Source organism: Streptococcus mitis (genome assembly GCF_009496155.1).
Taxonomy (GTDB): Bacteria; Bacillota; Bacilli; order Lactobacillales; family Streptococcaceae; genus Streptococcus; species Streptococcus mitis_BQ.
Genome location: NZ_WIJP01000019.1, coordinates 1 through 25,794 on the forward strand (window position 1 = coordinate 1; position 25,794 = coordinate 25,794).

Consider the following 25,794-nt stretch of genomic DNA (forward strand, 5'->3'; position numbering starts at 1 on the left):
CATCAGCAAGCACAAGCGCATCTGAGTCAGCGTCAACAAGTGCAAGCCAATCAGCAAGCACAAGCGCATCTGAGTCAGCGTCAACAAGTGCGAGCCAATCAGCAAGCACATCGGCATCTGAGTCAGCGTCAACAAGTGCATCTGCATCAGCAAGCACATCGGCATCTGAATCAGCGTCAACAAGTGCATCAGCATCAGCAAGCACATCGGCATCTGAGTCAGCATCAACAAGTGCGAGCCAATCAGCAAGCACATCGGCATCTGAATCAGCCTCAACAAGTGCGAGTCAATCAGCAAGCACAAGCGCATCTGAATCAGCGTCAACAAGTGCATCAGCATCAGCAAGCACATCGGCATCTGAATCAGCCTCAACAAGTGCCTCAGCGTCAGCAAGCACATCGGCATCTGAATCAGCCTCAACAAGTGCCTCAGCGTCAGCAAGCACATCGGCTTCTGAATCAGCGTCAACAAGTGCCTCTGAGTCAGCAAGCACATCAGCTTCTGAGTCAGCCTCAACAAGTGCCTCAGCATCAGCAAGCACAAGCGCATCTGAATCAGCGTCAACAAGTGCGAGCCAATCAGCCAGCACGTCAGCTAGTCAATCGGCTTCAACAAGTGCAAGTCAATCAGCCAGCACATCAGCTAGTCAGTCAGCATCGACAAGTGCGAGCCAATCAGCAAGTACGTCAGCTAGCCAATCGGCTTCAACAAGTGCAAGCCAATCAGCCAGCACAAGCGCATCTGAATCAGCCTCAACAAGTGCGTCTGCATCAGCCAGCACATCGGCATCTGAATCAGCCTCAACAAGTGCATCAGCATCAGCAAGCACAAGCGCATCTGAATCAGCCTCAACAAGTGCGTCTGCATCAGCAAGCACAAGCGCATCTGAATCAGCCTCAACAAGTGCGAGCCAATCAGCCAGCACAAGCGCATCTGAGTCAGTCTCAACAAGTGCAAGCCAATCAGCCAGCACATCGGCATCTGAGTCAGCGTCAACAAGTGCATCTGAAACACCATCAGAATCAGTAGCTAAGTCAAGACAGCAATTGCCAAATACAGGTACAGAAGCTTCCAAATCATCTGTACTCCTTGGAGCTTTGGCAGCCGTGACTGGTCTAGGAATGTTTGCGAAACGCCGTAAACGTGATGATGAAGAAGAAATGTAAACAATCTGCTTATCTCATATTTGATCGGCGATAGATGTGTCTATCGAGTTTGGACAAAAAAGTCTGTAAAATCATAAAAACGCATATTATCAGGTCTTGGATTGAAACTTGATAGTATGCGTTTTATTGTGGAAATATTTCCTTTCTTTTCGGATGGAATTGAGTTTCCCAGCCTTGTGTTTGTATAGTCGGTTAAAAAAATGAGTACGAAAAACCACTTCATAAAAGCATTGATAGATTAGTGGGCTTTTCTTATAGTATTTTTATCTTTTATTTTCTTCGATTATATTTAAAGAGGATTATTAGAAGAGGTGTGAATTGTTAGAATGATTATGTGAGGTCTTATACCAAGCAAAGATTAGACCGCAGGATAAGAGTACAGTTGAGGATAGTTAGAAAGGTTTATCTGATTTTGTGTAGATAAGATTGATGTAGTCAGTAACAAATTGATGTAAAACCAATATAGATATAGTGTAATTTTTCTATAAGGATGGAAAAAAGAAGGGAAATTTGATAAGATAGGAATATGGATTTTGAAAAAATTGAACAAGCTTATACCTATTTACTAGAGAATGTCCAAGTCATCCAAAGTGATTTGGCGACTAACTTTTATGACGCCTTGGTGGAGCAAAACAGCATCTATCTGGATGGTGAAACCGAGCTAGAGCAGGTCAAAGAGAACAATCAGGCTCTCAAACGCTTAGCACTTCGCAAAGAAGAATGGCTCAAGACCTACCAATTTCTCTTGATGAAGGCTGGGCAAACAGAACCCTTGCAGGCCAATCACCAGTTTACACCAGATGCTATTGCTTTACTTTTGGTGTTTATTGTGGAAGAGCTGTTTGAAGAGGAGGAAATCACTATCCTCGAAATGGGTTCTGGGATGGGAATTCTGGGTGCTACTTTCTTGACCTCGCTTGCTAAAAAAGTGGATTACTTGGGAATGGAAGTAGATGATTTGCTGATTGATTTGGCGGCTAGTATGGCAGATGTGATTGGATTGCAGGCTGGCTTTGTCCAAGGAGATGCCGTTCGTCCACAAATGCTCAAAGAAAGCGATGTGGTCATCAGCGACTTGCCTGTCGGCTATTATCCTGATGATGCCGTTGCGTCGCGCCATCAAGTTGCTTCTAGTCAAGAACATACTTACGCCCATCACTTGCTCATGGAACAAGGTCTAAAGTATCTCAAGTCAGACGGATACGCTATTTTTCTTGCTCCGAGTGATTTGTTGACCAGTCCTCAAAGTGATTTGTTGAAAGGCTGGTTGAAAGAGGAGGCCAGTCTGGTTGCTATGATTAGTCTGCCTGAAAATCTCTTTGCTAGTGCCAAACAATCTAAGACTATTTTTATCCTACAGAAGAAAAGTGAAATAGCAGTCGAGCATTTTGTTTATCCACTTGCTAGCCTACAAGATGCAAGTGTTTTAATGAAATTTAAAGAAAATTTTCAAAAATGGACTCAAGGTACTGAAATATAAAATAGATTTTGTTATAATAGATGAAAACGCTTAAAAGAGGAGTCTTGTTATGACAAAAACAATTGCAATCAATGCAGGAAGTTCAAGTTTGAAATGGCAATTATACTTAATGCCAGAAGAAAAAGTATTGGCGAAAGGCTTGATTGAACGTATCGGTTTGAAAGATTCAATTTCAACTGTAAAATTTGACGGCCGTTCTGAACAACAAATTTTGGATATCGAAAATCACACACAAGCTGTTAAAATCTTATTGGATGACTTGATTCGTTTCGATATTATCAAAGCTTATGATGAGATTACAGGTGTTGGCCACCGTGTTGTTGCAGGTGGAGAATATTTCAAAGAATCAACAGTTGTTGAGGGAGATGTTTTAGAAAAAGTTGAAGAGTTGAGCTTGTTGGCTCCTCTCCACAATCCAGCCAATGCAGCAGGTGTTCGTGCCTTCAAGGAATTATTACCAGACATTACCAGTGTAGTTGTTTTTGATACTTCATTCCATACAACTATGCCAGAGAAAGCTTATCGCTACCCTCTACCAACAAAATATTACACAGAAAACAAGGTTCGTAAATATGGTGCCCACGGTACAAGCCACCAGTTTGTAGCAGGAGAAGCTGCAAAACTCTTGGGACGTCCATTAGAAGACTTGAAATTGATTACTTGCCACATCGGTAATGGTGCTTCTATTACAGCTGTTAAGGGTGGTCAATCTGTCGATACTTCCATGGGATTCACTCCACTCGGTGGTGTGATGATGGGTACTCGTACAGGGGATATTGACCCAGCCATCATTCCTTACTTAATGCAATATACAGAGGACTTTAACACGCCTGAAGATATTAGTCGCGTCCTTAATCGTGAATCAGGATTGATGGGTGTTTCAGGCAAATCTAGCGATATGCGTGATGTGATTGCCGCTAAGGAAGACGGAAATCATGATGCTGCTTTGGCTTATGAGATGTATGTTGATCGTATCCAAAAACATATCGGTCAATATCTTGCAGTCTTAAATGGAGCAGATGCTATTATCTTTACTGCAGGTATCGGAGAAAATGCAGCTGTTGTACGTAAGGATGTTATCTCAGGAATTTCTTGGTTTGGTTGTGATGTTGATGATGAAAAGAACGTCTTTGGCGTGACAGGAGACATCTCAACAGAGGCAGCGAAGATCCGTGTCTTGGTTATTCCAACAGATGAAGAGCTAGTTATTGCCCGTGATGTTGAGCGCTTGAAAAAATAAGTAAAACTAGAAAAAATATTCAATACAAGGAGTTGGGAAAGAGATTTTTCCAGCTTCTTTTTTAACTTAACTAGCTCTGAAAGGTAGAAATCATAGATAGCGGTGGATGATTTTAAGAAGAGTTAAAAGTGATAAAAGATAACTTATTTCGAATTTTCGCTTAGAATGACAGGTACCATCAAAAAATATTTTATATTATGTTGTTTTTTGTATTCGCTTACAACTTGTGTTATAATATTGTTGTGATAAATTATAAGTGCTGTTGTATCGTTCTTAGTTTGTAGTTATGGAGGTGATATCATGGGCGCTATTATGGAATTTGCAACAGAAAAACAGATTGAATCATTTCTTACAACTTGTCATATCGAGGGACAAAGAAATTTTCTGATGGCTTTTAAGAAAAAAACATGGCTGAAATCCTTTATTGATTTTTTCATTATAGGAGGAGCCTACTATGTTCAGTCGAGTGTGAATCCAAAGATTATGGCATTCACACCTAAGGGGATTTACTTGATGGATATCAGTGATGTAATTGAAAATCGTTTTAATCAAGTCGTTGAGATGCCTTGGAATCAGGTTAAAGATTTTACTTATAAGCCAGTCTTGAATACAGTTAGGCTGAACTGGAATTATCAAAATGAAAACTACATTTTTTCTGTGGATGTCGGTCAGATTAGTCAGCGTGTAGGTCAGTATCAATTTAACAAAGAGCATTATGACTATTTAGCACAACACGATTTCTTTCAGAAAGAGTGAATGACATGAAAAAGATAATTACAAAATGTATTGTTATTGCTACAACTTTGCTTATTATGGTACCGAATTTTATAGGGATTGCATACGCTAATGAAACAAAGGTTCCAAATACAACTGTAGAGTATATTGATGTTGCCGAAGTAGAGAAGGATTTGAAATTCTTGTTTACAGAAGCGACGAGTTATGAGAATGGCGTTCTTTATGTTAATAAAGAATTATTGACAGAACGCTATGGCACTTTAGCACCGTATATTGCAATGGGCATTGAACGTATTTATACAGAGCCTAATTTGGTTCAAAACTTGCAAGCCTCTTTACAAGATAGAGATTTTGTTTCATGTATGCGTGATGAGTTGATTGGTATGATTCCAGGTATGGAACTTGTTGATTTAATGAGAGGGGACATTATCAGTTATATTCAAGGTCAAATGTGGGGCAAAGCTGCTTCATATATAGCAATGAAACTTGCTAAATTTGGCATGAAGAGTAACGTTGCAGGAATCGTTGCACAATTAGGAATCTCTGCTGGAAAATGTGCTATTTGGGGTTAGTTATGCTTAAATACTTGTAATTAAGAATGTTAAAATGATAGTTCTGTCTTTAATGAATGTGATAAAGTGGTTGGAAAATAAATTTCTAACCACTTTGTCGTTTTTAGTGTTTACAGGGGAAATGGCTTCAAATTTTTAAAGTTTTAAGTATAGACTGTTACGGGAACAGCAGACATTGTGACAATAAGAAAGAGAATGAAAGCACGACGAAAAGGATTAAAAAATAAAAAAGAGAATATTGGTAGAACTGTCCAAACCTTGCTATGATTGGCTTTTTTGAAAAATATGGTATAATAGTAGTAATTTAATAGATGGAGTTGAGTTTTGAAGAAAAACTTTCGTGTAAAAAGAGAGAAAGATTTTAAGGCGATTTTCAAGGAGGGGACAAGTTTTGCCAATCGCAAGTTTGTTGTCTACCAACTAGAAAATCAGAAAAACCATTTTCGAGTAGGTCTATCAGTTAGCAAAAAACTGGGGAATGCGGTCACTAGAAATCAAATTAAGCGACGGATTCGGCATATTATCCAGAATGCAAAAGGGAGTCTGGTAGAAGATGTCGACTTTGTTGTCATTGCTCGAAAAGGAGTCGAAACCTTGGAATACGCAGAGATGGAGAAAAATCTACTCCACGTATTAAAATTATCAAAGATTTACCAGGAAGGAAATGGGAGTGAAAAAGAAATTACAGTTGACTAGTTTGCTAGGACTGTCTCTATTGATCATGACAGCCTGTGCGACTAATGGGACAACTAGCGATATTACAGCCAATTCGGCTGATTTTTGGAGTAAATTTGTTTACTTCTTTGCGGAAATTATTCGCTTTTTATCGTTTGATATCAGTATCGGAGTGGGGATTATTCTCTTTACGGTCTTGATTCGTACAGTTCTCTTGCCAGTCTTTCAAGTGCAAATGGTGGCTTCTAGAAAAATGCAAGAAGCTCAGCCACGCATTAAGGCGCTTCGAGAACAATATCCGGGTCGAGATATGGAAAGCAGAACCAAGCTAGATCAAGAAATACGTAAAGTCTTTAAAGAAATGGGTGTCAGACAGTCAGATTCTCTTTGGCCGATTTTGATTCAGATGCCGGTTATCTTGGCCTTGTTCCAAGCGCTATCAAGAGTTGACTTTTTAAAGACAGGTCATTTCTTATGGATTAACCTTGGTGGTGTGGACACAACCCTTGTTCTTCCGATTTTGGCAGCTGTATTCACCTTTTTAAGTACTTGGCTGTCTAATAAAGCCTTGTCTGAGCGTAATGGCGCTACGACTGCGATGATGTATGGGATTCCGGTCTTGATTTTTATCTTTGCAGTTTATGCACCAGGTGGAGTCGCCCTATACTGGACAGTGTCCAATGCTTATCAAGTCTTGCAAACCTATTTCTTGAATAATCCATTCAAGATTATCGCAGAGCGCGAGGCTGTAGCTCAGGCACAGAAAGATTTGGAAAATAGAAAAAGAAAAGCCAAGAAAAAGGCTCAAAAAACGAAATAATAAGGAGGAATCTGGTAATGGTAGTATTTACAGGTTCAACTGTTGAAGAAGCAATCCAGAAAGGATTGAAAGAATTAGATATTCCAAGAATGAAGGCTCATATCAAAGTCATTTCTCGTGAGAAAAAAGGGTTTCTTGGCTTATTTGGTAAAAAACCAGCCCAGGTTGACATTGAAGCCATTAGTGAAACAACTGTCATTAAGGCCAATCAACAAGCTGTTAAGGGTGTTCCTAAAGAAATCAATGAACAAAATGAACCAGTTAAAACAGTCAGTGAAGCGACCGTTGATTTGGGGCATGTTGTAGAAGCAATTAAAAAGATTGAAGAAGAAGGCCAAGGGGTTTCTGATGAAGTCAAGGCTGAAATCTTGAAAAATGAAAAACATGCTAGCACCATCTTAGAAGAAACAGGTCATATTGAAATCTTAAATGAAATGCAAATTAAAGAAGCTGTGATGCATGGACAAGTAGAAGAGCCTTCAGGTGTCGAGGAGCTAGAAGAAGATGAGCATCAAGAATTAGAAGATTTGGGCTTAAAGGTGGAACCGAGCTTTGATATTGAACAAGTAGCTACGGAAGTAACGACTTATGTTCAGGCGATTATTGATGATATGGATGTCGAATCGACGATTTCAAATGACTATAACCGCCGTAGTATCAATTTACAAATTGACACCAACGAACCAGGTCGTATTATCGGTTACCATGGTAAAGTCTTGAAGGCCTTGCAACTATTGGCTCAAAATTATCTTTATAACCGCTATTCAAGAACCTTCTATATTACAATCAATGTCAATGATTATGTCGAACACCGTGCAGAAGTCTTGCAGACCTATGCGCAAAAATTGGCGACTCGTGTTTTAGAAGAAGGCCGCAGTCATCAAACGGATCCAATGTCAAATAGCGAACGTAAGATTATCCATCGTATTATTTCACGTATGGATGGCGTGACTAGTTACTCTGAAGGTGATGAGCCAAATCGCTATGTTGTTGTAGATACAGAATAAGTAAAATCAGGTTTATCCTGATTTTTTGCTAGCTAAAGGAGATTAAATGGATGTTAAATGAAATAAGAAATTATCTAGAATTTGCTGGTTTGCAGTACCGTAATCCTGATAAAGCAGGAGAAGAGCGAGAAAAAATGCTGGCATTCCGCCACAAAGGTCAAGAGGCCCGAAAGGCTTTTACAGAATTGGCCAAAGCTTTCCAAGCAAGCCATCCAGAATGGCAACTCCAACAGACTAGCCAGTGGATGAATCAGGCCCAGCGTTTGCGACCACATTTCTGGGTCTATCTACAGAGAAACGGACAAGTGACAGAACCTATGTTGGCTTTACGTTTATATGGAAGTCCTTCTGATTTTGGAGTCTCACTAGAAGTCAGTTTTATCGAGCGTAAGAAGGATGAGCAAACTTTAGGCAAGCAGGCCAAAGTTTTAGAAATTCCAACCGTTGAAGGGATTTATTATCTAGTCTACTCTGATGGTCAAAGTCAACGGTGGGAGGCGAACGAAGAAAATCGTCGTACTTTACGCGAGAAGTTGAGAAGTCAGGAAGTCCGTAAAGTGTTAGTTAAGGCAGATGTTTCTTTTATAGAAAATCAATCATTAGAAGTGATTTTAGAAAAATTAGATGAAGCTTATAAGCGCTTATTTCCCTACTATCAGGCAACCAGAGGATAGAAAGTAGAAGACTTATCTAGCATCGAATTGTTTAATTGCTATTCTATGTATTTTTTCATATAATAGTAAAATAGAATGTGTGATACAATCATCACTTCAAATAGAAAGGAAATTCTATGTCAAATCTATCTGTTAATGCAATTCGTTTCCTAGGTATTGACGCCATTAATAAAGCCAACTCAGGTCACCCAGGTGTGGTTATGGGAGCGGCTCCAATGGCTTACAGCCTCTTTACAAAACAACTTCGTATCAATCCAGCTCAACCAAACTGGATTAACCGTGACCGCTTTATTCTTTCAGCTGGTCATGGTTCAATGCTTCTTTATGCCCTTCTTCACCTTTCTGGTTTTGAAGATGTCAGCATGGATGAAATCAAGAGCTTCCGCCAATGGGGTTCAAAAACACCAGGTCACCCAGAATTTGGCCATACAGCAGGGATTGATGCTACAACAGGTCCTCTAGGTCAAGGGATTTCAACTGCCACTGGTTTTGCCCAAGCAGAACGTTTCTTGGCAGCCAAATATAACCGAGAAGGCTACAATATCTTTGACCACTATACTTATGTTATCTGTGGAGACGGAGATTTGATGGAAGGTGTCTCAAGCGAGGCGGCTTCATATGCAGGCTTGCAAAAACTAGACAAGTTAGTTGTTCTTTATGATTCAAATGACATCAACTTGGATGGAGAGACAAAGGATTCCTTTACAGAAAGTGTTCGTGACCGTTACAATGCCTACGGTTGGCATACTGCCTTGGTAGAAGATGGAACAGACTTGGAAGCCATCCATGCTGCTATCGAAACGGCTAAAGCTTCAGGTAAGCCATCTTTGATTGAAGTGAAGACTGTCATTGGATACGGTTCTCCAAACAAACAAGGAACTAATGCTGTACACGGTGCTCCTCTCGGCGCAGATGAAACTGCAGCAACTCGTCAAGCCCTTGGTTGGGACTACGAACCATTTGAAATCCCAGAACAAGTATATGCTGATTTCAAAGAACATGTTGCAGACCGTGGTGCATCAGCTTATCAAGCTTGGACAAAATTGGTTGCTGATTATAAAGAATCGCATCCAGAATTGGCTGCAGAAGTAGAAGCCATCATCGACGGACGTGATCCAGTTGAAGTGGCTCCAGCGGACTTCCCTGCTTTAGAAAATGGCTTCTCTCAAGCAACTCGTAACTCGAGTCAGGATGCTTTGAACGTTGTGGCTGCTAAGTTGCCAACTTTCTTGGGTGGATCAGCTGACCTTGCTCACTCAAACATGACTTATATCAAGACTGACGGACTTCAAGACGATGCCAATCGCTTGAACCGTAACATTCAGTTTGGTGTTCGTGAATTTGCTATGGGGACTATCTTGAACGGGATGGCACTTCACGGTGGACTTCGTGTTTACGGTGGAACTTTCTTCGTCTTCTCTGACTATGTGAAGGCAGCTGTTCGCTTGTCAGCCTTACAAGGACTTCCTGTGACTTATGTCTTTACCCACGATTCTATTGCAGTTGGGGAAGATGGGCCAACTCACGAACCAGTTGAGCACTTAGCAGGTCTTCGTGCCATGCCAAATCTAAATGTTTTCCGTCCAGCAGATGCGCGTGAAACGCAAGCAGCTTGGTACCTTGCAGTGACAAGTGAGAAAACACCAACTGCCCTTGTCTTGACCCGTCAAAACTTGACTGTTGAAGAGGGAACAGACTTCGACAAGGTTGCTAAAGGTGCTTATGTTGTCTATGAAAATGCAGCAGACTTTGATACCATCTTGATTGCGACAGGTTCAGAGGTCAATCTTGCTGTCTCAGCTGCTAAAGAATTGGCTAGTCAAGGTGCAAAAGTCCGCGTAGTCAGCATGCCATCTACAGATGTCTTTGATAAACAAGATGCAGCATACAAGGAAGAAATTCTTCCAAATGCAGTTCGTCGTCGTGTTGCAGTTGAAATGGGTGCAAGTCAAAACTGGTACAAATATGTTGGACTAGATGGTGCCGTTCTTGGTATTGATACCTTTGGAGCCTCTGCTCCAGCACCAAAAGTATTGGCAGAATATGGCTTTACTGTAGAAAATCTTGTAAAAGTTGTTCAAAACTTGAAATAATTCTAGAAATCAGAGCGTAAGCTCTGGTTTTTCTTACTAGAAAAGCAAGGTACAATCTTGTAAAAGTAGCTGAAATTTGATATAGTAGTCCTATGTAAAAGACAAAGGAGAAACTAATGAATCCAAATTATACATTTTTAATCATGCTAGCCCTTATGGTGGGCTTGATGTTCTTTACGCAACGCTCTCAAAAGAAACAAGCACAAAAACGTATGGAAAGCTTAAATAAACTGCAAAAAGGCTATGAAGTGATTACAATCGGTGGACTTTATGGAACAGTAGATGAAGTAGATACTGAGAAGGGAACAATTGTTCTTGATGTAGATGGAGTTTACTTGACTTTTGAACTAGCTGCTATCAAAACAGTATTACCGCTGAAAGAAACAGCTTCACTCGAAGGCGCAATTGAAAAATAAGACGGGATTACTAACTCCCGTTTTTCTATAAAAGAAAGGAAATGGGATGAAAAAACTAGTCTTTGTCTGTCTGGGAAATATTTGCCGTAGCCCTATGGCTGAGTTTGTTATGAAATCGATGACAGATAACTATGAAATCCAAAGTCGAGCGACTTCCTCTTGGGAGCATGGCAATCCGATTCATAAGGGAACTCAAGGGATTTTTCAAGAGTATGAGATTCCTTATGAAAAAGGCAAGACATCGCTTCAGATTAGTAAGGAAGATTTTGAAGCCTTTGATTATATTATCGGGATGGACGCTTCAAATGTTTCTGACTTACGTCAGATGTGTCCAGCAGACTGTCAAGATAAGATTTACTCATTTGCATCTGAAAGCGTTCCAGATCCTTGGTATACAGGAGATTTTGAAGAAACTTATCAGCGTGTTCAAGAGGGTTGTCAAGCTTGGTTAGAACGTTTAGAAAAGGAGAGTGAAGATGGAAAATCTTAAGAATTTTTACGAAAAGTATCGTGTCTATCTGACTCGTCCACGTTTAGAGCTTTTAGCAGTAGTTGTCATTGTTTTCTGTGCTGTACTCGTCTTTTTTCTAAATATTCCTGGAAAAGGTGTTCTAAAGCTTGATAATGGAACAATTGTTTACGAGGGCAGTCTTGTCCGTGGTAAAATGAATGGCCAAGGCACCATTACCTTCCAAAATGGAGACCAATATACAGGTGGTTTCAATAATGGAGCCTTCAATGGAAAAGGTACTTTTCAATCTAAAGAAGGTTGGACCTACGAAGGTGATTTTGTAAATGGTCAGGCTGAAGGAAAAGGAAAACTAACAACAGAACAAGAAGTTGTTTATGAAGGGACTTTTAAACAAGGCGTTTTTCAACAAAAATAAGGCCTCCTTATCAAAGGAGGTATTGTTAGAATCTTTAAGTAAGCGCTTACCCATAAATCCTTTTCTTTTCAAGTCTCTCTTCCAATCAAGTTTGTGAAATAAAAAATTTTTGAAATAAATTTCACAAACTATAAAGAAAAAGGCTAATAAGCAAAGATAATGATAAATATTTCACAAGGAACTAAAAATTCTTTGTGAAATGTTTATGAAACTGTTTACAAAACATAAAAAAAGAGTTATAATAAACTTGTGAAAAAATTAACAAAGGATAAAATCCTTAAAGGCTATGGAGGATAATATGGCTGATAAAAAAACTGTTACACCTGAGCAAAAACAACTCGCTGCTGAAAAGCATGTTGATGGATTGGTGCAAAAAGCTCTAGTTGCCCTTGAAGAAATGCGCAAGTTGAACCAAGAACAAGTTGACTACATCGTAGCGAAAGCTTCAGTTGCAGCTCTTGATGCGCACGGTATCCTAGCACAGCATGCAATTGAAGAAACTGGTCGTGGTGTATTTGAAGACAAGGCGACAAAAAACCTTTTTGCCTGTGAACATGTTGTGAATAACATGCGCGGAGTTAAAACTGTCGGGGTTATCGATGATGATCCTGTTACAGGATTGACTAAAATTGCAGAACCTGTCGGTGTTGTGTGTGGTGTCACTCCAACAACAAACCCAACATCAACAGCAATTTTCAAATCATTGATTGCTTTGAAAACACGTAATCCAATCGTGTTTGCCTTCCACCCATCAGCTCAAGAATCATCAGCCCACGCAGCACAAATCGTTCGTGATGCCGCTATCGCAGCTGGAGCGCCTGAAAACTGTGTTCAATGGATTACAGAGCCATCTATGGAAGCAACTGGAGCGCTTATGAACCACGAAGGTGTTGCTACTATCCTTGCAACTGGTGGTAATGCCATGGTTAAAGCGGCATATTCATGTGGTAAACCAGCTCTTGGGGTAGGTGCCGGAAACGTTCCTGCCTATGTAGAAAAATCTGCTGACCTTCGTCAAGCTGCCCATGACATCGTTATGTCTAAATCATTTGATAATGGGATGGTCTGTGCATCAGAACAAGCAGTTATCATTGATAAAGAAGTGTACGACGAATTTGTAGAAGAATTCAAATCATACCACACTTACTTTGTAAATAAAAAAGAAAAAGCACTTCTTGAAGAATTCTGTTTTGGTGTGAAAGCAAACAGCAAAAACTGTGCTGGTGCTAAACTAAATGCAAACATTGTTGGTAAACCAGCAGCATGGATTGCAGAACAAGCAGGATTCAGTGTTCCAGAAGGAACAAACATCTTGGCTGCAGAATGTGAGGAAGTAGGGCCAAAAGAACCATTGACTCGTGAAAAATTGTCACCAGTTATTGCTGTCCTAAAAGCTGAAGATACAGAAGATGGTCTTACAAAAGCTCGTCAAATGGTTGAGTTTAACGGACTTGGTCACTCAGCAGCTATCCATACCAAAGATGAAGCTCTTGCTAAACGCTTTGGTACAGAAATCAAAGCTATGCGTATTATCTGGAACTCTCCATCTACTTTCGGTGGTATCGGTGACGTTTACAATGCCTTCATCCCATCATTGACACTTGGATGTGGTTCATACGGACGTAATTCAGTTGGTGATAACGTGAGTGCTATTAACCTCCTAAACATCAAGAAAGTAGGGAAACGTAGAAATAATATGCAATGGTTTAAAGTTCCTTCAAAAATTTACTTCGAACGCAATTCTATCCAATACCTTCAAACATGTGAAGATATTGAACGCGTTTTGATTGTTACAGACAAATCAATCGAAAAACTCGGTTTCGTTCAACGTGTTATCGACCAATTGAACGCACGTAGCAACCGTGTAACTGTCCAAGTCTTCTCAGATGTTGAACCAGATCCAGACATCACAACTGTAGAACGTGGTGCTGAGGTTATGAAAGCATTTGAACCAGACACAATCATTGCTCTTGGTGGTGGTTCTCCAATGGACGCGGCGAAAGTAATGTGGCTCTTCTACGAACAACCAGAAATCGACTTCCGTGACTTGGTTCAAAAATTCATGGACATCCGTAAACGCGCCTTCCGCTTCCCATCACTTGGTAAGAAAGCGAAGTACATCGGTATCCCAACAACTTCAGGTACTGGTTCAGAAGTAACACCATTTGCCGTTATCTCTGATAAGAAAAACAACCGCAAATACCCATTGGCTGACTACTCATTGACACCGACTATTGCGATTGTTGACCCTGCTTTGGTTGAATCAGTTCCAGACTTTATCGCTGCTGATACAGGTATGGACGTCTTGACACACGCGACTGAAGCCTATACTTCAAACTTTGCTAACGACTATACAGACGGTATCGCCCTTCAAACAATCAAACTTGTTTTTGAATGGTTGGAAAAATCTGTTAAGACAGCTGACCCAGAAGCACGTGAAAAAATGCATAATGCGTCTACAATGGCTGGTATGGCCTTCGCCAATGCCTTCCTTGGTATGAGCCACTCAATGGCTCACAAGATTGGTGGTGTTCACCACACTGTTCACGGCCGTACTAATGCTATCTTGCTTCCATATGTTATCCGTTACAACGGAACTCGTCCATCTAAGACTACTACATGGCCTAAATACAACTACTGGAAAGCTGATGAGAAATTCCAAGACATCGCGAAAATGCTTGGCTTGCCTCACTCAACTCCAGAAGAAGCAGTTGAAGCATACGCTAAAGCTGTTTACGAACTTGGTGTTGCAGTAGGTATCAAGATGAACTTCAAGGATCAAGGAATTGATGAAAAAGCTTGGAAAGACAGCTTGCATGAAATTGCCTTGCTTGCTTATGAAGACCAATGTTCACCTGCAAATCCACGCTTGCCAATGGTAGCTGACATGGAAGAAATCATGGCAGATGCTTACTATGGTTATGCAGAACGTCCAGGACGTCGTAAATAATCGTTTATCAGCCTAGAGGCAGGAATTTCCTGTCTCTTTTTTTGTAATTCTATTTGAAAAATGGTATAATAATCTCATATATTTGTTTGAAAATCAAATCTTTTATAATCATGCGAGGGGCAAGTGAACAAGATAAATGAGTTAGGGGATAAAGTGCGACTTTTAAGAGAGGAGAAAGGACTTAGTCGTCCAATTTTTTGCGGGGATGAGTCTGAATTATCAGTCCGTCAGCTGGTGCGGATAGAAAAAGGAGAGTTTCGCCCGACAATAAAAACACTAGAATATATTGCAGAACGATTAGAAATTCCGTCCTACGTCTTGATGCCAGACTATAAGGAATTACCCAAGCGTTACCAAGAATTAAAATACTTTCTTCTTCGTCATCCTGACTACGGAGACGAGGAGTTGCAGGAACAAAAGGAAGAATATTTCGATGAGATTTTTGAGAATTTTTATGATGATTTGCCACGTGATGAGAAGATGATAGTGGATTGCCTTCAAGCTATAGATGCAGTGAGAGCGACTAGTAATTCCTTATACGGAAGTGGTGTGATTGAGGACGGTCTTCAAGACTTACTATCCAGAGATGTATATAAAGCCGAGGACTTGTTGAAACTGAGACTGTATTTCAACTGTCAGTTAATGGATGGTTTAAATGTGGGTGAGATAAAAGAATCTGAGTATGAAACCATTCTTTGTTTTCATGATAAATTAAGTTCTCAGGTTGATAAGATAGAGTTCGATTGTTTGGACTTACTTAGAGATTCCTTGTTAGCTTCTTTAGCTTGTATAGAAATTATGGGGCTGTTTCATTATTTTAAGAGGGCAGTCGAGACCTTAAATAAAATAGGACAAAAAACACGAGATTTTCAAAAACAACCGATTGTCTTGATGGTCGAATGGAAATATTATATTCAGATGGATTATGATACAGCCAAACAAAAGTATGAAGAAGCAAAAATGATGGCGAGGATGTTTGGTAATGAGAAGTTAATCGTTAGTTTAGATAAGGAATGGAGCGAAGACTTAGAAAGGTATTGTTAAATGCTTTATAGGAGTGACATTTCTGTCATTGGGGAAATGTCACTTTTTTGTTAAAATGGATTCATAATAAAGAGAAAGGAATTTACTATGATTAAAATACTGATTTTTCTATTTATCACGGGTGGGTGGTGGACTTGAGTTTAGAGGAACGACATGCTAGAATTTGAAAGAATAAATAATGTTTTATTGACTGGCATGTCAGAAGTTGGAGATGTACTGCTCATTCGACAAACGCTATCAACTCTTCTTCAAGTAGAAATAAGAGTTAACGGCTATTTATTGGATTTGATTACAATAAAACCCCAGATATTAAAAGTCTATCCATTAGTCGGTATAGCAAATAATGCACTTATTATTGTACGAGAAGTAAATGAGGGACTTGATATGACGTTGGAGAGTAATAGAACATTTAGAGATTTTGATTTTTTTAGAAAATTAAAATAGAAATTTAAAAAGGAGCAATAAAATATGTGGCGTTGGGTATGGAAAATTGTAAAATGGATTCTGATTAGTTTGATATGGGAAGCTATCTGGGGTTGGGTGAAACAATGGTTTAGTAAATAGGAGGAATTATTATGTGGCGTTTCGTATGGAGAATTATCAAATGGATTATTATTGACTGGATTTTAACAGCAATTTGGGGCTGGATTAAACAGTGGTTCTAGTTTAGAAATTAATATAAAAAAATAATTGATAGTTATGTCTCAGTTTGAAAATGGGCATTCTCAAAAAGATTATAGACATAACTATCAACTATTTTAATTATAATATAAAAGGAGAAAAAATGAAAGTAGAGAACATTTCGTATAGGATAAATAGTCGGATACTGTTTAACAATATTTCTTTTGATACTTCAAATTCAGGTCTTACACTGATTACTGGAAAAAATGGCTCAGGAAAGTCAACATTATTGAAAGTATTACTAGGAATTGTTCAACCATATTCTGGCTCATTGATTTCTGAAGAAAAAGTTAGCTATGTTCCAGATTCTTCGGACAACTATTTCATTGGTTTATCTCCTAATTTATTATTCGGATTTTTACAGAAACAATTTTTTATTGAAACAAATTTGTTCGAAGAACGGTTAAGAGAATTACGAGAACAATTTTATTTGAATGAGAAATTAATGACACAAACAATTCAATCATTGTCATTAGGAGAAAAGAAAAAAGTAATGCTTATAGCAGCGTTTTTATTGGATTCGGACTTGTATGTTATGGATGAACCTTTATCAGGTTTAGATCAAATTTCGGTTGAAAATCTGCTTCAATTGATGGAGCAAAAGATAAATCTAGGCAAACGCTTCATTATTGTAAGTCACGAGAGGCAAGAAATTTTACCGACAGTTGATCAGATTATTTCTTTGTAGAGGAAAGTTATATGGAAAAGTTTTATTACTCTATTACTCTATTATTCCTATCTCGACAGGGATACTGGAATGATTCGAATAATGTCAAGGAATTATCGTTGTTTCAATCGACATACAAATATTTTCTTTCATCTATTAGTTTGATTTTTATATTTTGTTTTGCTAAACAAGAAGTTTATAAGCTATTAAGTGAAAATCAAATTTGGGGTATCCTATCATACTTTGAATTAGTAAAAATACTTGTTCCTGCAATTTTGTTATTAGGAATAATTTATGAAAATATTTATGTTTTAAAAACTAAAACAGAGAGTACAATGAGGATATTTTTCAATGTCACAGGGAGAGAATTTTGGAATATAGTATTTTTAAAGAATTTAATTCTAGTTTCCCCCATCTTAGTAGTTATTTTTTTCTATGATATTTCTTTAGGAATATTTGCATGCCTACTTGTTTTTTTACTTAATAGTATATTTTTTATACCGAAAATCAGGTATGTTAGGCCAAGGTTTAAAAAATCGTTCAGTACAACCTATTTATTATCTGTCGTTGATGGTTTGACGGTGTTTAAAGCGATGACTATACCTGTATTTTCAACTTTTATGTTTATGTTCATGTGGTTGGTTTTACCAGATTTTTTAGGAATTGATATATCGAATAAAGCGATGATATTGAATACAGCTTTATTTTCAGGGACAGTATTTTTTAGCAATAAAGGGATAAATTTTTATTTTCTTACTTTAAATAAGGACTTCCCTTATCTGAAGGCTGTGGGGGTCAATCTTAATAAGTTTATAAAAAAAAGAATTTGGTCTTTAAATTTTATTAGTATCTTAGTTCCGTCGATCTCGCTATATGTCTTTTTAAATTATCTGGGGTACGGTTTTATAGATATTTCCCTATTTCTTTTCGGAGTTTCTCTAGCATATTTTTTATGCCAAGGGATACAAATGTTAGAGATAATTATATTTAGAAAGTATCATTTCAAGAATGCGAAAGAATTAGATGCTTTTTCAATTCCTATAAATACAAGGATAACATTGTGCATTATTCGCTTCGTACCAGTTATGGTTTGCTTATTATTCAATCAAATTAAACTATTTGGTTTATGGGGCTTGATATTGTTAAATATAGTTTATATCAGTATTATTTATTGTAGTTTATATCGATATATGTTGTCAAAAGTAATTAAAGGAGATAATCATGTCCATTTTATCCATTAAAAATATTTCAAAATTTTACGCCTTGGATGGTAAACATCAAGAGCAGGCTTTAAAGAATATAAATCTGCAGATTGCAAAAGGTAAAATTACAGCGATTTACGGTCCATCAGGCTGTGGCAAAACCAGTTTACTAAATATCATTAGCGGTTTAGATAGACAATATGAAGGAGATTTAGAGTTTAAAGGGGAATCACTCCGTGACTTATCAGAGATTGAACTAACTCAATTTCGTAAAAACAACATTGGATTTGTGTTTCAAAACTTTAACCTCATTCCTCATCAGTCTGTCTTGGACAATGTCAAGCTACCTCTCTATGTCAAAGATTTATCTGACAGGGAGATGACAATGATTGCAAAGGAGCAATTAAGTAACTTGGGCATGGAGCCTTTTATGGCTAAAAATGTTAAACAGCTTTCTGGCGGTCAAAAGCAACGTGTAGCAATAGCGCGTGCCTTGGTAAATCAACCAGATATGATTGTAGCCGATGAGCCAACGGGTTCGCTAGATTCTCAATCCCAAGAAATGGTATTGGAAGTATTTAAAAATTTATCCCAAACAGGGAAAACAGTACTGATTGTAACCCATAATCCAGAGGTTGCCGAATATGCAGATGTGATTATCAAAATGAAGGATGGTGAAGTCGTTGAAGAAGTCAAAAAATAAAGGATTATCATTGAAAAACAAATTCAAACTTTCTTTAAATAACTTTCTGGAAAGAAAGTGGCGTAACCTATTGATTGCGCTAGCAACCTCAATCGGTTTTGTAGGAGTCTTAATTTCTTTCGGATTGGGAAATGCATTGATTTCGATGATTGATGAAAATACGAATGGAGGTCAAATCCCTTCTCAAGTTCAGATTGCTTTAAACACAAAAAATGTTGGACGAGGCTTTTTGAACCAAGATGATAAGAACTATATCACGGATACAGTTGGAAAAGAAGCTATTAAATATTTGGAGAGTCCTTTTGGGATGAACATGTCAAATATGACTATAGATGGGCAAGAAATGGATTTTAGTCAAACGATGCCTTCTTATGCTCAAGTAGTGAGTCTCTATGAGGATACAAGTATCTCTGTTAGTAGTAATGAAAAGGACAAAGTGGTAGCTGGATCCCTCTATACTGATACAAATGAACAGGGATTAACGATTCCAATCAGTTTACTAAAAAATTGGAATGAACAGACAGGAAACAATCTGACAGCTAGTGATGTTATTGGCAAATCAGTCTCAGCAAGTATTGTAGAAAATACTGCCGAAGCTAGTAAGATTGCTCAATTTCAAACAAAGATTGTACGTGTAATCAATGATGAAGATGACATGGAGGACAGCAACAGTTTCATGCCGTCTCATCAAATGGAAACGATTTTGAAAGAAGCTGGATTTACAAAAGCTGTATCTTATTTTATCTTGGAACTTAAAGATCCATCACAGACAAAAGTGGTAACAGAAGAATTACAGAAAAATAAGAAGTATACTGTTCTTTCTCAACAGAAGGTTCTTGATATTGTGATTACTTTTATTCGTGTTATTCAGGGATTATTGATTGTACTTTCATCACAAGCTATTGTGGTAGCAGCTGTCATGATTGGTATCATTATTTACATCAATATCATGCAACGTTCTAAGGAAATAGGTGTCATGAAGGCAGTTGGTTATCAGAATCGTGATGTCAAAGGAATTTTTATTTATGAGGCTATCTGGATTGTAGGCATCGCCTTGTTACTGGCATTTTTGGTTGCACAAGGGGTGGGAAGTTTGGCGAATGCGGTTGTAAATCACTTTTACCCATCCATCACTAAGGTTTTTGAATTAAATTTGTTATCTGTTTTAGGAACTCTAGTTTTCGCTCTCTTGCTTGGCTATATTTCTGCCTACTTCCCAGCGCGTAAAATTAGTAAAATGGACCCTGTAGAATCGCTACGATATGAATAGTAAGGGAGTTCTTGATTTACAGACTTAAAAAGAAACTAACAGAGAAAAACAATGCCCGTACTTGCAATTAAACTTAAATAGTTATATAATAGGTTTGTTGAAAGGTGATTTGTAGTGATTCAAGTTACTCTTTTCACAATAAAAATTTCATGATTTTCATAAGGAGGAAATCACTAATGGTAGTTAAAGTTGGTATTAACGGTTTCGGACGTATCGGTCGTCTTGCTTTCCGTCGTATCCAAAACGTAGAAGGTGTTGAAGTTACACGCATCAATGACCTTACAGATCCAGTTATGCTTGCACACTTGTTGAAATACGACACAACTCAAGGTCGTTTCGACGGTACTGTTGAAGTTAAAGAAGGTGGATTTGAAGTTAACGGTAAATTCGTTAAAGTTTCTGCTGAACGTGATCCAGAGCAAATCGACTGGGCTACTGACGGTGTAGAAATCGTTCTTGAAGCTACTGGTTTCTTTGCTAAGAAAGAAGCGGCTGAAAAACACCTTAAAGGTGGAGCTAAAAAAGTTGTTATCACTGCTCCTGGTGGAAACGACGTTAAAACAGTTGTATTTAACACTAACCACGACGTTCTTGACGGTACTGAAACAGTTATCTCAGGTGCTTCATGTACTACAAACTGCTTGGCTCCAATGGCTAAAGCTCTTCAAGACAACTTTGGTGTTGTAGAAGGATTGATGACTACTATCCACGCTTACACTGGTGACCAAATGATCCTTGACGGACCACACCGTGGTGGTGACCTTCGCCGTGCTCGCGCTGGTGCTGCAAACATCGTTCCTAACTCAACTGGTGCTGCTAAAGCTATCGGTCTTGTAATCCCAGAATTGAACGGTAAACTTGACGGATCTGCACAACGCGTTCCAACTCCAACAGGATCAGTTACTGAATTGGTAGCAGTTCTTGAAAAGAACGTTACTGTTGATGAAGTAAACGCAGCTATGAAAGCAGCTTCAAACGAATCATACGGTTACACAGAAGATCCAATCGTATCTTCAGATATCGTAGGTATGTCTTACGGTTCATTGTTTGACGCAACTCAAACTAAAGTTCTTGACGTTGACGGTAAACAATTGGTTAAAGTTGTATCATGGTACGACAACGAAATGTCATACACTGCACAACTTGTTCGTACTCTTGAATACTTCGCAAAAATCGCTAAATAATTCATGATTCGATAAAAAGCAAGGCCTTTGTGGTCTTGCTTTTCTTATATGGAAAAATGGATGACACGATCATCCATTCTTTTTTAATTCTTTTTCAAAAGTATCTGAAAGAGCAGTGAAGCTTAACTTCTCTAAAGTAAGCGGATGGGTAAAGGAAAGGCGAAAGGCGTGGAGCATAAGCCGACTTGTCTTTGATTTGCTATTATAGAGAGGGTCGCCCAAAATAGGGAAGTTATGATGAGAAAGGTGCACACGAATCTGATGGGTTCGACCTGTCTTTAGTTTGCAACGAACCAAGGAAGTCTTGTTTGGGAATTGCTTTAATCTGTTTACCTGTGTTTCAGCATATTGCCCATTTTTTGTATCAACTATTCGTTTTCTGCGGTCATGGCGATCACGCCCAATTTTGTCTCTGAAAACAAGCTCTTTGCTGTTGATATGTCCGTCGATCTGTGCCCAATATTCCCTAGAAATTTCTTTTTTCTCCAGTAAGCGGTTGAGAATGGGTAGGATAAAAGGATTTTTGGCAAAGAGAACTAAACCACTGGTTTCCATGTCCAGACGATGAACGATATAGCAGGTTTGGCCAACATAGGAACTGACATGGTTAAGAAGAGCAATTTCGTTTGGCTGATTACCATGTGTTTTCATACCCTCAGGTTTGTTGACAATAATCAAGTGTTGATCTTGATAAACCTCTTGGACGAGGTCAGGGTTGCCCCAAGCGATTTCTTTTTCGGGATAATCTTCCTCGTCAAAAGTTAACTGGCAAACATCTCCAGGATTTACCGTCTCGTTCCAGTGAACTTCTCGCTGATTAATCAAAATGTGTTTCTTGATTCTCAAAAAATGCCGGATTTTTCTAGGGATGAGGAGTTGTTCCTCAAGTAATTGCTTCACCGTCATTTGAGGTAAAGAGGCAGGTAATGTAAAAGTGAATTGCATACAGATATTGTAACAAAAAAAGCCATATTTGGATAGGAAATAGCTAAATTCTTGAGTTCCTATGATGAAGATGATAAAATAAACGCATGAAATTAGATAAATTATTTGAGAAATTTCTTTCTCTTTTTAAAAAAGAAACAAGTGAATCGGAGGGTTCTGATTCTACTAGCTTGCGTCGCTCTCGTAGTGATAGAAAAAAATTAGCCCAAGTAGGTCCAATTCGAAAATTTTGGCGTCGCTATCATCTAACAAAGATTGTCCTTATACTAGGTTTGAGTGCAGGCTTGCTAGTTGGAACCTATTTGTTTGCTGTAGCTAAGTCAACCAATGTCAATGATTTGCAAAATGCTTTGAAAACTCGAACCCTCATTTTTGACCGTGAAGAAAAAGAGGCTGGTGCCTTGTCTGGTCAAAAGGGAACCTATGTTGAACTGACTGATATCAGTAAAAATTTGCAGAATGCTGTTATTGCGACAGAAGACCGTTCTTTCTATAAAAATGACGGGATCAACTATGGTCGTTTTTTCTTGGCGATTGTCACTGCTGGCCGTTCAGGTGGTGGATCTACTATTACCCAACAGCTAGCTAAAAACGCCTATTTGTCACAGGATCAAACTGTTGAGAGAAAAGCGAAAGAATTTTTCCTTGCCTTAGAATTAACAAAAAAATATAGTAAGGATCAGATCTTAACCATGTACCTTAACAATGCCTATTTTGGAAATGGTGTGTGGGGTGTAGAAGATGCGAGTAAGAAATACTTTGGAGTTTCTGCGTCAGAAGTGAGTTTGGATCAAGCTGCGACTCTGGCAGGGATGCTCAAAGGACCGGAACTGTATAATCCCTTGAATTCCTTAGAAGATTCGACTAATCGTCGCGATACTGTTTTGCAAAATATGGTTGCAGCAGGATATATTGATAAAAATCAAGAAACCGAGGCTGCAGGAGTTGATATGACCTCGCAATTGCAAGATAAGTATGAAGGAAAAATTTCAGATTACCGCTATCCTTCTTACTTTGATGCGGTGGTTAACGAAGCCGTTTCCAAGTATAATCTAACAGAGGAAGAAATCGTCAATAATGGCTACCGCATTTATACAGAGTTGGATCAAAACTACCAAGCAAATATGCAGGTTGTCTATAAAAATACATCGCTATTTCCGAGGGCAGAGGATGGAACATTTGCTCAATCAGGAAGTGTAGCTCTCGAACCGAAAACGGGGGGAGTTCGTGGAGTTGTTGGTCAAGTTGCTGACAATGATAAAACAGGATTTCGGAATTTCAACTATGCAACCCAATCAAAACGTAGTCCTGGTTCTACAATTAAGCCTTTAGTTGTCTATACCCCAGCAGTTGAAGCAGGTTGGGCTTTGAACAAGCAGTTGGATAACCATACCATGCAGTACGACAGCTATAAGGTTGATAACTATGCAGGAATCAAGACGAGTCGAGAAGTTCCTATGTATCAAGCCTTGGCAGAATCGCTTAATCTACCTGCTGTTGCCACTGTTAATGATTTGGGTGTTGACAAGGCTTTTGAGGCGGGCGAAAAATTCGGACTCAACATGGAAAAAGTCGACCGTGTTCTTGGTGTCGCCTTGGGAAGCGGTGTTGAAACCAATCCTCTTCAAATGGCTCAAGCATATGCTGCCTTTGCAAATGAAGGTTTAATGCCGGAAGCTCATTTTATTAGTAGAATTGAAAATGCTAGTGGACAGGTTATTGCAAGCCATAAAAATTCACAAAAACGGGTGATTGATAAGTCTGTAGCTGACAAGATGACCAGTATGATGTTGGGTACATTCACAAACGGAACTGGTATTAGTTCATCACCTGCAGATTACGTCATGGCAGGAAAAACTGGTACAACTGAAGCGGTTTTTAATCCTGAATACACAAGTGATCAGTGGGTAATTGGTTATACACCGGATGTAGTGATTAGCCACTGGCTTGGTTTTCCGACCACTGATGAAAATCACTATCTAGCAGGATCTACTTCAAATGGTGCAGCTCATGTCTTTAGAAACATTGCAAATACTATTTTACCTTATACGCCAGGAAGCACCTTTACAGTTGAAAATGCATATAAGAAAAACGGAATTGCACCAGCTAACACAAAAAGACAAGTACAAACCAATGATAATAGCCAGACAGATGATAATTTGTCTGATATTCGAGGACGTGCGCAAAGTCTAGTAGATGAGGCTAGTCGGGCTATCTCAGATGCGAAGATTAAGGAAAAGGCTCAAACGATTTGGGATTCGGTAGTCAATCTATTCCGTTAAGATGCTTGTCAAAGCCTGGCTTTCTTGTTATAATAGATAAGATGGAGGCGTTATGGCACTAAAAAAAGCAAGCCTAGCTTGTGCGGTTTGTGGTTCGAGAAACTATTCAATCAAGATTAGTGGAAACCCCAAGCCTACACGACTAGAAGTAAATAAATTTTGTAAGCATTGTGGTAAGTACACTACACACAGAGAAACGAGATAGGAGAGAGCGATGCGTTTTATTGGAGATATTTTTAGACTTCTTAAAGACACAACATGGCCAACTCGCAAGGAAAGCTGGAGAGATTTTCGTTCTATCATGGAATACACAGCTTTCTTTGTAGTAATTATTTACATTTTTGACCAGTTGATTGTTTCAGGTTTGATTCGATTTATTAACATTTTTTAGAAGATTAGTGAAAGTACACTAAAAATCTTCTATTTATGAAAGGAAATATCATGGATAGTTTTGACAAAGGGTGGTTTGTTTTACAAACCTATTCTGGTTATGAAAATAAGGTAAAAGAAAATCTATTACAACGTGCACAAACCTATAACATGTTGGATAATATTCTACGCGTTGAAATTCCAACACAAACAGTGCAAGTTGAAAAAAATGGAAAGAGAAAAGAAGTAGAAGAAAATCGCTTTCCAGGTTATGTTCTTGTAGAAATGGTCATGACAGATGAAGCTTGGTTTGTTGTTCGAAACACACCAAACGTTACAGGATTCGTTGGTTCTCACGGAAATAGATCAAAACCAACTCCATTATTGGAACAAGAAATTCGTGATATCTTGGTTTCTATGGGACAAACTGTACAAGAGTTTGATCTCGATGTTGAAGTCGGTCAAACTGTACGTATTATTGATGGTGCTTTTGCAGACTATACTGGTAAGATTACAGAGATTGATAATAACAAAGTGAAGATGATCATCTCTATGTTTGGTAATGACACAGTAGCAGAAGTAAACCTAAACCAAATTGCAGAATTATAACCCTGAGAGAGGCATGTCCTCTCTTTTTTGTGCAGTTGAGGAGGTAAAGGGGACAGAATAGGTGAAATAGTCCCAATTAGCTTCTTTATTTGTTAAACTGTATCTAGAAAGGGGAAGATTATG

At 38.5% G+C, this 25,794-nt stretch carries 26 protein-coding genes; 25 read left to right on the top strand and 1 reads right to left on the bottom strand.

Going from position 1 to position 25,794, the window contains the following annotated elements:
* From GEZ84_RS09665 to gap, 21 genes are all read left to right on the top strand, one after another.
* On the top strand, positions 1–1,166 hold a 1,166-nt coding region (locus GEZ84_RS09665; RefSeq protein WP_153224378.1), incomplete at its 5' end, for an LPXTG cell wall anchor domain-containing protein.
* Between the two features lie 526 nt (positions 1,167–1,692).
* Positions 1,693–2,646: a class I SAM-dependent methyltransferase gene (locus tag GEZ84_RS09670; protein ID WP_153224379.1), complete on the top strand. Its 954-nt coding sequence runs from the start codon at positions 1,693–1,695 to the stop codon at positions 2,644–2,646.
* A gap of 49 nt (positions 2,647–2,695) precedes the next feature.
* The gene (locus GEZ84_RS09675; RefSeq protein ID WP_000167776.1) at positions 2,696–3,886 is read left to right on the top strand and encodes an acetate kinase; all 1,191 of its coding nucleotides are present in this window, start codon (positions 2,696–2,698) and stop codon (positions 3,884–3,886) included.
* A 300-nt stretch (positions 3,887–4,186) separates the two neighbouring features.
* Positions 4,187–4,642 (top strand): hypothetical protein, encoded by a 456-nt coding sequence (locus GEZ84_RS09680; RefSeq protein ID WP_153224380.1) that lies wholly within the window; start codon positions 4,187–4,189, stop codon positions 4,640–4,642.
* A 5-nt stretch (positions 4,643–4,647) separates the two neighbouring features.
* Positions 4,648–5,193 (top strand): hypothetical protein, encoded by a 546-nt coding sequence (locus GEZ84_RS09685; RefSeq protein WP_153224381.1) that lies wholly within the window; start codon positions 4,648–4,650, stop codon positions 5,191–5,193.
* A gap of 324 nt (positions 5,194–5,517) precedes the next feature.
* Positions 5,518–5,889, top strand: coding sequence for a ribonuclease P protein component (rnpA, locus tag GEZ84_RS09690; protein WP_153224382.1), 372 nt, complete (start codon positions 5,518–5,520; stop codon positions 5,887–5,889).
* Positions 5,864–6,688 (top strand): membrane protein insertase YidC, encoded by an 825-nt coding sequence (locus tag GEZ84_RS09695; RefSeq protein ID WP_261023148.1) that lies wholly within the window; start codon positions 5,864–5,866, stop codon positions 6,686–6,688. Before rnpA ends, GEZ84_RS09695 begins: the two co-directional genes overlap by 26 nt.
* Positions 6,689–6,705: 17 nt before the next feature.
* Positions 6,706–7,695 (top strand): RNA-binding cell elongation regulator Jag/EloR, encoded by a 990-nt coding sequence (gene jag, locus GEZ84_RS09700; protein ID WP_153224384.1) that lies wholly within the window; start codon positions 6,706–6,708, stop codon positions 7,693–7,695.
* A 50-nt stretch (positions 7,696–7,745) separates the two neighbouring features.
* Positions 7,746–8,369 carry a ribonuclease P gene (locus GEZ84_RS09705; protein WP_153224385.1) on the top strand — a complete coding sequence of 208 codons (624 nt, stop codon included), beginning with the start codon at positions 7,746–7,748 and terminating at the stop codon, positions 8,367–8,369.
* 116 nt (positions 8,370–8,485) lie between these two features.
* Entirely contained in the window at positions 8,486–10,462 is a 1,977-nt protein-coding gene (tkt, locus tag GEZ84_RS09710; protein ID WP_153224386.1) for a transketolase, read from the top strand.
* 116 nt (positions 10,463–10,578) lie between these two features.
* Entirely contained in the window at positions 10,579–10,878 is a 300-nt protein-coding gene (gene yajC, locus GEZ84_RS09715) for a preprotein translocase subunit YajC (protein WP_001069287.1), read from the top strand.
* A 46-nt stretch (positions 10,879–10,924) separates the two neighbouring features.
* Entirely contained in the window at positions 10,925–11,368 is a 444-nt protein-coding gene (locus tag GEZ84_RS09720; protein WP_153224387.1) for a low molecular weight protein-tyrosine-phosphatase, read from the top strand.
* Entirely contained in the window at positions 11,355–11,765 is a 411-nt protein-coding gene (locus GEZ84_RS09725; RefSeq protein ID WP_153224388.1) for an MORN repeat-containing protein, read from the top strand. The genes GEZ84_RS09720 and GEZ84_RS09725 overlap by 14 nt, the downstream gene beginning before the upstream one ends.
* 298 nt (positions 11,766–12,063) lie before the next feature.
* Entirely contained in the window at positions 12,064–14,715 is a 2,652-nt protein-coding gene (gene adhE, locus GEZ84_RS09730) for a bifunctional acetaldehyde-CoA/alcohol dehydrogenase (RefSeq protein WP_153224389.1), read from the top strand.
* 123 nt (positions 14,716–14,838) lie between these two features.
* A complete protein-coding gene (locus GEZ84_RS09735; RefSeq protein ID WP_319946447.1) occupies positions 14,839–15,759 on the top strand; it encodes an XRE family transcriptional regulator in 921 nt (306 codons plus the stop codon).
* Between the two features lie 153 nt (positions 15,760–15,912).
* Positions 15,913–16,203 carry a hypothetical protein gene (locus tag GEZ84_RS09740; protein WP_153224390.1) on the top strand — a complete coding sequence of 97 codons (291 nt, stop codon included), beginning with the start codon at positions 15,913–15,915 and terminating at the stop codon, positions 16,201–16,203.
* A 340-nt stretch (positions 16,204–16,543) separates the two neighbouring features.
* Positions 16,544–17,128: an ABC transporter ATP-binding protein gene (locus GEZ84_RS09745; RefSeq protein WP_153224391.1), complete on the top strand. Its 585-nt coding sequence runs from the start codon at positions 16,544–16,546 to the stop codon at positions 17,126–17,128.
* An 11-nt stretch (positions 17,129–17,139) separates the two neighbouring features.
* Entirely contained in the window at positions 17,140–18,348 is a 1,209-nt protein-coding gene (locus tag GEZ84_RS09750) for a hypothetical protein (RefSeq protein WP_153224392.1), read from the top strand.
* Complete coding sequence (locus GEZ84_RS09755) at positions 18,329–19,012, top strand: ABC transporter ATP-binding protein (RefSeq protein WP_153224393.1); 684 nt, start codon at positions 18,329–18,331, stop codon at positions 19,010–19,012. Before GEZ84_RS09750 ends, GEZ84_RS09755 begins: the two co-directional genes overlap by 20 nt.
* Entirely contained in the window at positions 18,981–20,282 is a 1,302-nt protein-coding gene (locus GEZ84_RS09760) for an ABC transporter permease (protein ID WP_194252062.1), read from the top strand. Before GEZ84_RS09755 ends, GEZ84_RS09760 begins: the two co-directional genes overlap by 32 nt.
* 176 nt (positions 20,283–20,458) lie before the next feature.
* The gene (gene gap / locus GEZ84_RS09765) at positions 20,459–21,466 is read left to right on the top strand and encodes a type I glyceraldehyde-3-phosphate dehydrogenase (protein WP_000260685.1); all 1,008 of its coding nucleotides are present in this window, start codon (positions 20,459–20,461) and stop codon (positions 21,464–21,466) included.
* Positions 21,467–21,535: 69 nt separating this feature from the next.
* Here gap and GEZ84_RS09770 read toward each other — a convergent pair whose 3' ends face one another.
* Entirely contained in the window at positions 21,536–22,411 is an 876-nt protein-coding gene (locus GEZ84_RS09770; RefSeq protein ID WP_153224394.1) for an RluA family pseudouridine synthase, read from the bottom strand.
* Between the two features lie 86 nt (positions 22,412–22,497).
* Between GEZ84_RS09770 and pbp2a the strand changes: the two genes are divergently transcribed.
* Genes pbp2a through nusG form a run of 4 tightly spaced genes read left to right on the top strand, consistent with a single transcriptional unit; the run spans position 22,498 to position 25,671 of the window.
* Positions 22,498–24,693, top strand: coding sequence for a penicillin-binding protein PBP2A (gene pbp2a, locus GEZ84_RS09775; RefSeq protein ID WP_153224395.1), 2,196 nt, complete (start codon positions 22,498–22,500; stop codon positions 24,691–24,693).
* 52 nt (positions 24,694–24,745) lie between these two features.
* On the top strand, positions 24,746–24,898 hold the full coding sequence (rpmG, locus tag GEZ84_RS09780; protein WP_001809375.1) for a 50S ribosomal protein L33: 153 nt from the start codon (positions 24,746–24,748) through the stop codon (positions 24,896–24,898).
* Between the two features lie 9 nt (positions 24,899–24,907).
* The gene (gene secE, locus GEZ84_RS09785) at positions 24,908–25,084 is read left to right on the top strand and encodes a preprotein translocase subunit SecE (protein ID WP_001210991.1); all 177 of its coding nucleotides are present in this window, start codon (positions 24,908–24,910) and stop codon (positions 25,082–25,084) included.
* Positions 25,085–25,134: 50 nt separating this feature from the next.
* On the top strand, positions 25,135–25,671 hold the full coding sequence (nusG, locus tag GEZ84_RS09790; RefSeq protein WP_000376741.1) for a transcription termination/antitermination protein NusG: 537 nt from the start codon (positions 25,135–25,137) through the stop codon (positions 25,669–25,671).
* Positions 25,672–25,794 lie beyond the last annotated feature (123 nt).

Excerpts from the sequence above, each read along its gene's own strand:
- GEZ84_RS09670 (WP_153224379.1), top strand. The coding sequence starts at position 1,693 with ATGGATTTTGAAAAAATTGAACAAGCTTATACCTATTTACTAGAGAAT.
- GEZ84_RS09675 (WP_000167776.1), top strand. The coding sequence starts at position 2,696 with ATGACAAAAACAATTGCAATCAATGCAGGAAGTTCAAGTTTGAAATGG.
- GEZ84_RS09680 (WP_153224380.1), top strand. The coding sequence starts at position 4,187 with ATGGGCGCTATTATGGAATTTGCAACAGAAAAACAGATTGAATCATTT.
- GEZ84_RS09685 (WP_153224381.1), top strand. The coding sequence starts at position 4,648 with ATGAAAAAGATAATTACAAAATGTATTGTTATTGCTACAACTTTGCTT.
- jag (WP_153224384.1), top strand. The coding sequence starts at position 6,706 with ATGGTAGTATTTACAGGTTCAACTGTTGAAGAAGCAATCCAGAAAGGA.
- GEZ84_RS09705 (WP_153224385.1), top strand. The coding sequence starts at position 7,746 with ATGTTAAATGAAATAAGAAATTATCTAGAATTTGCTGGTTTGCAGTAC.
- tkt (WP_153224386.1), top strand. The coding sequence starts at position 8,486 with ATGTCAAATCTATCTGTTAATGCAATTCGTTTCCTAGGTATTGACGCC.
- yajC (WP_001069287.1), top strand. The coding sequence starts at position 10,579 with ATGAATCCAAATTATACATTTTTAATCATGCTAGCCCTTATGGTGGGC.
- GEZ84_RS09720 (WP_153224387.1), top strand. The coding sequence starts at position 10,925 with ATGAAAAAACTAGTCTTTGTCTGTCTGGGAAATATTTGCCGTAGCCCT.
- GEZ84_RS09725 (WP_153224388.1), top strand. The coding sequence starts at position 11,355 with ATGGAAAATCTTAAGAATTTTTACGAAAAGTATCGTGTCTATCTGACT.
- adhE (WP_153224389.1), top strand. The coding sequence starts at position 12,064 with ATGGCTGATAAAAAAACTGTTACACCTGAGCAAAAACAACTCGCTGCT.
- GEZ84_RS09740 (WP_153224390.1), top strand. The coding sequence starts at position 15,913 with ATGCTAGAATTTGAAAGAATAAATAATGTTTTATTGACTGGCATGTCA.
- GEZ84_RS09745 (WP_153224391.1), top strand. The coding sequence starts at position 16,544 with ATGAAAGTAGAGAACATTTCGTATAGGATAAATAGTCGGATACTGTTT.
- GEZ84_RS09750 (WP_153224392.1), top strand. The coding sequence starts at position 17,140 with ATGGAAAAGTTTTATTACTCTATTACTCTATTATTCCTATCTCGACAG.
- GEZ84_RS09755 (WP_153224393.1), top strand. The coding sequence starts at position 18,329 with ATGTCCATTTTATCCATTAAAAATATTTCAAAATTTTACGCCTTGGAT.
- GEZ84_RS09760 (WP_194252062.1), top strand. The coding sequence starts at position 18,981 with ATGGTGAAGTCGTTGAAGAAGTCAAAAAATAAAGGATTATCATTGAAA.
- gap (WP_000260685.1), top strand. The coding sequence starts at position 20,459 with ATGGTAGTTAAAGTTGGTATTAACGGTTTCGGACGTATCGGTCGTCTT.
- GEZ84_RS09770 (WP_153224394.1), bottom strand. The coding sequence starts at position 22,411 with ATGCAATTCACTTTTACATTACCTGCCTCTTTACCTCAAATGACGGTG.
- pbp2a (WP_153224395.1), top strand. The coding sequence starts at position 22,498 with ATGAAATTAGATAAATTATTTGAGAAATTTCTTTCTCTTTTTAAAAAA.
- rpmG (WP_001809375.1), top strand. The coding sequence starts at position 24,746 with ATGGCACTAAAAAAAGCAAGCCTAGCTTGTGCGGTTTGTGGTTCGAGA.
- secE (WP_001210991.1), top strand. The coding sequence starts at position 24,908 with ATGCGTTTTATTGGAGATATTTTTAGACTTCTTAAAGACACAACATGG.
- nusG (WP_000376741.1), top strand. The coding sequence starts at position 25,135 with ATGGATAGTTTTGACAAAGGGTGGTTTGTTTTACAAACCTATTCTGGT.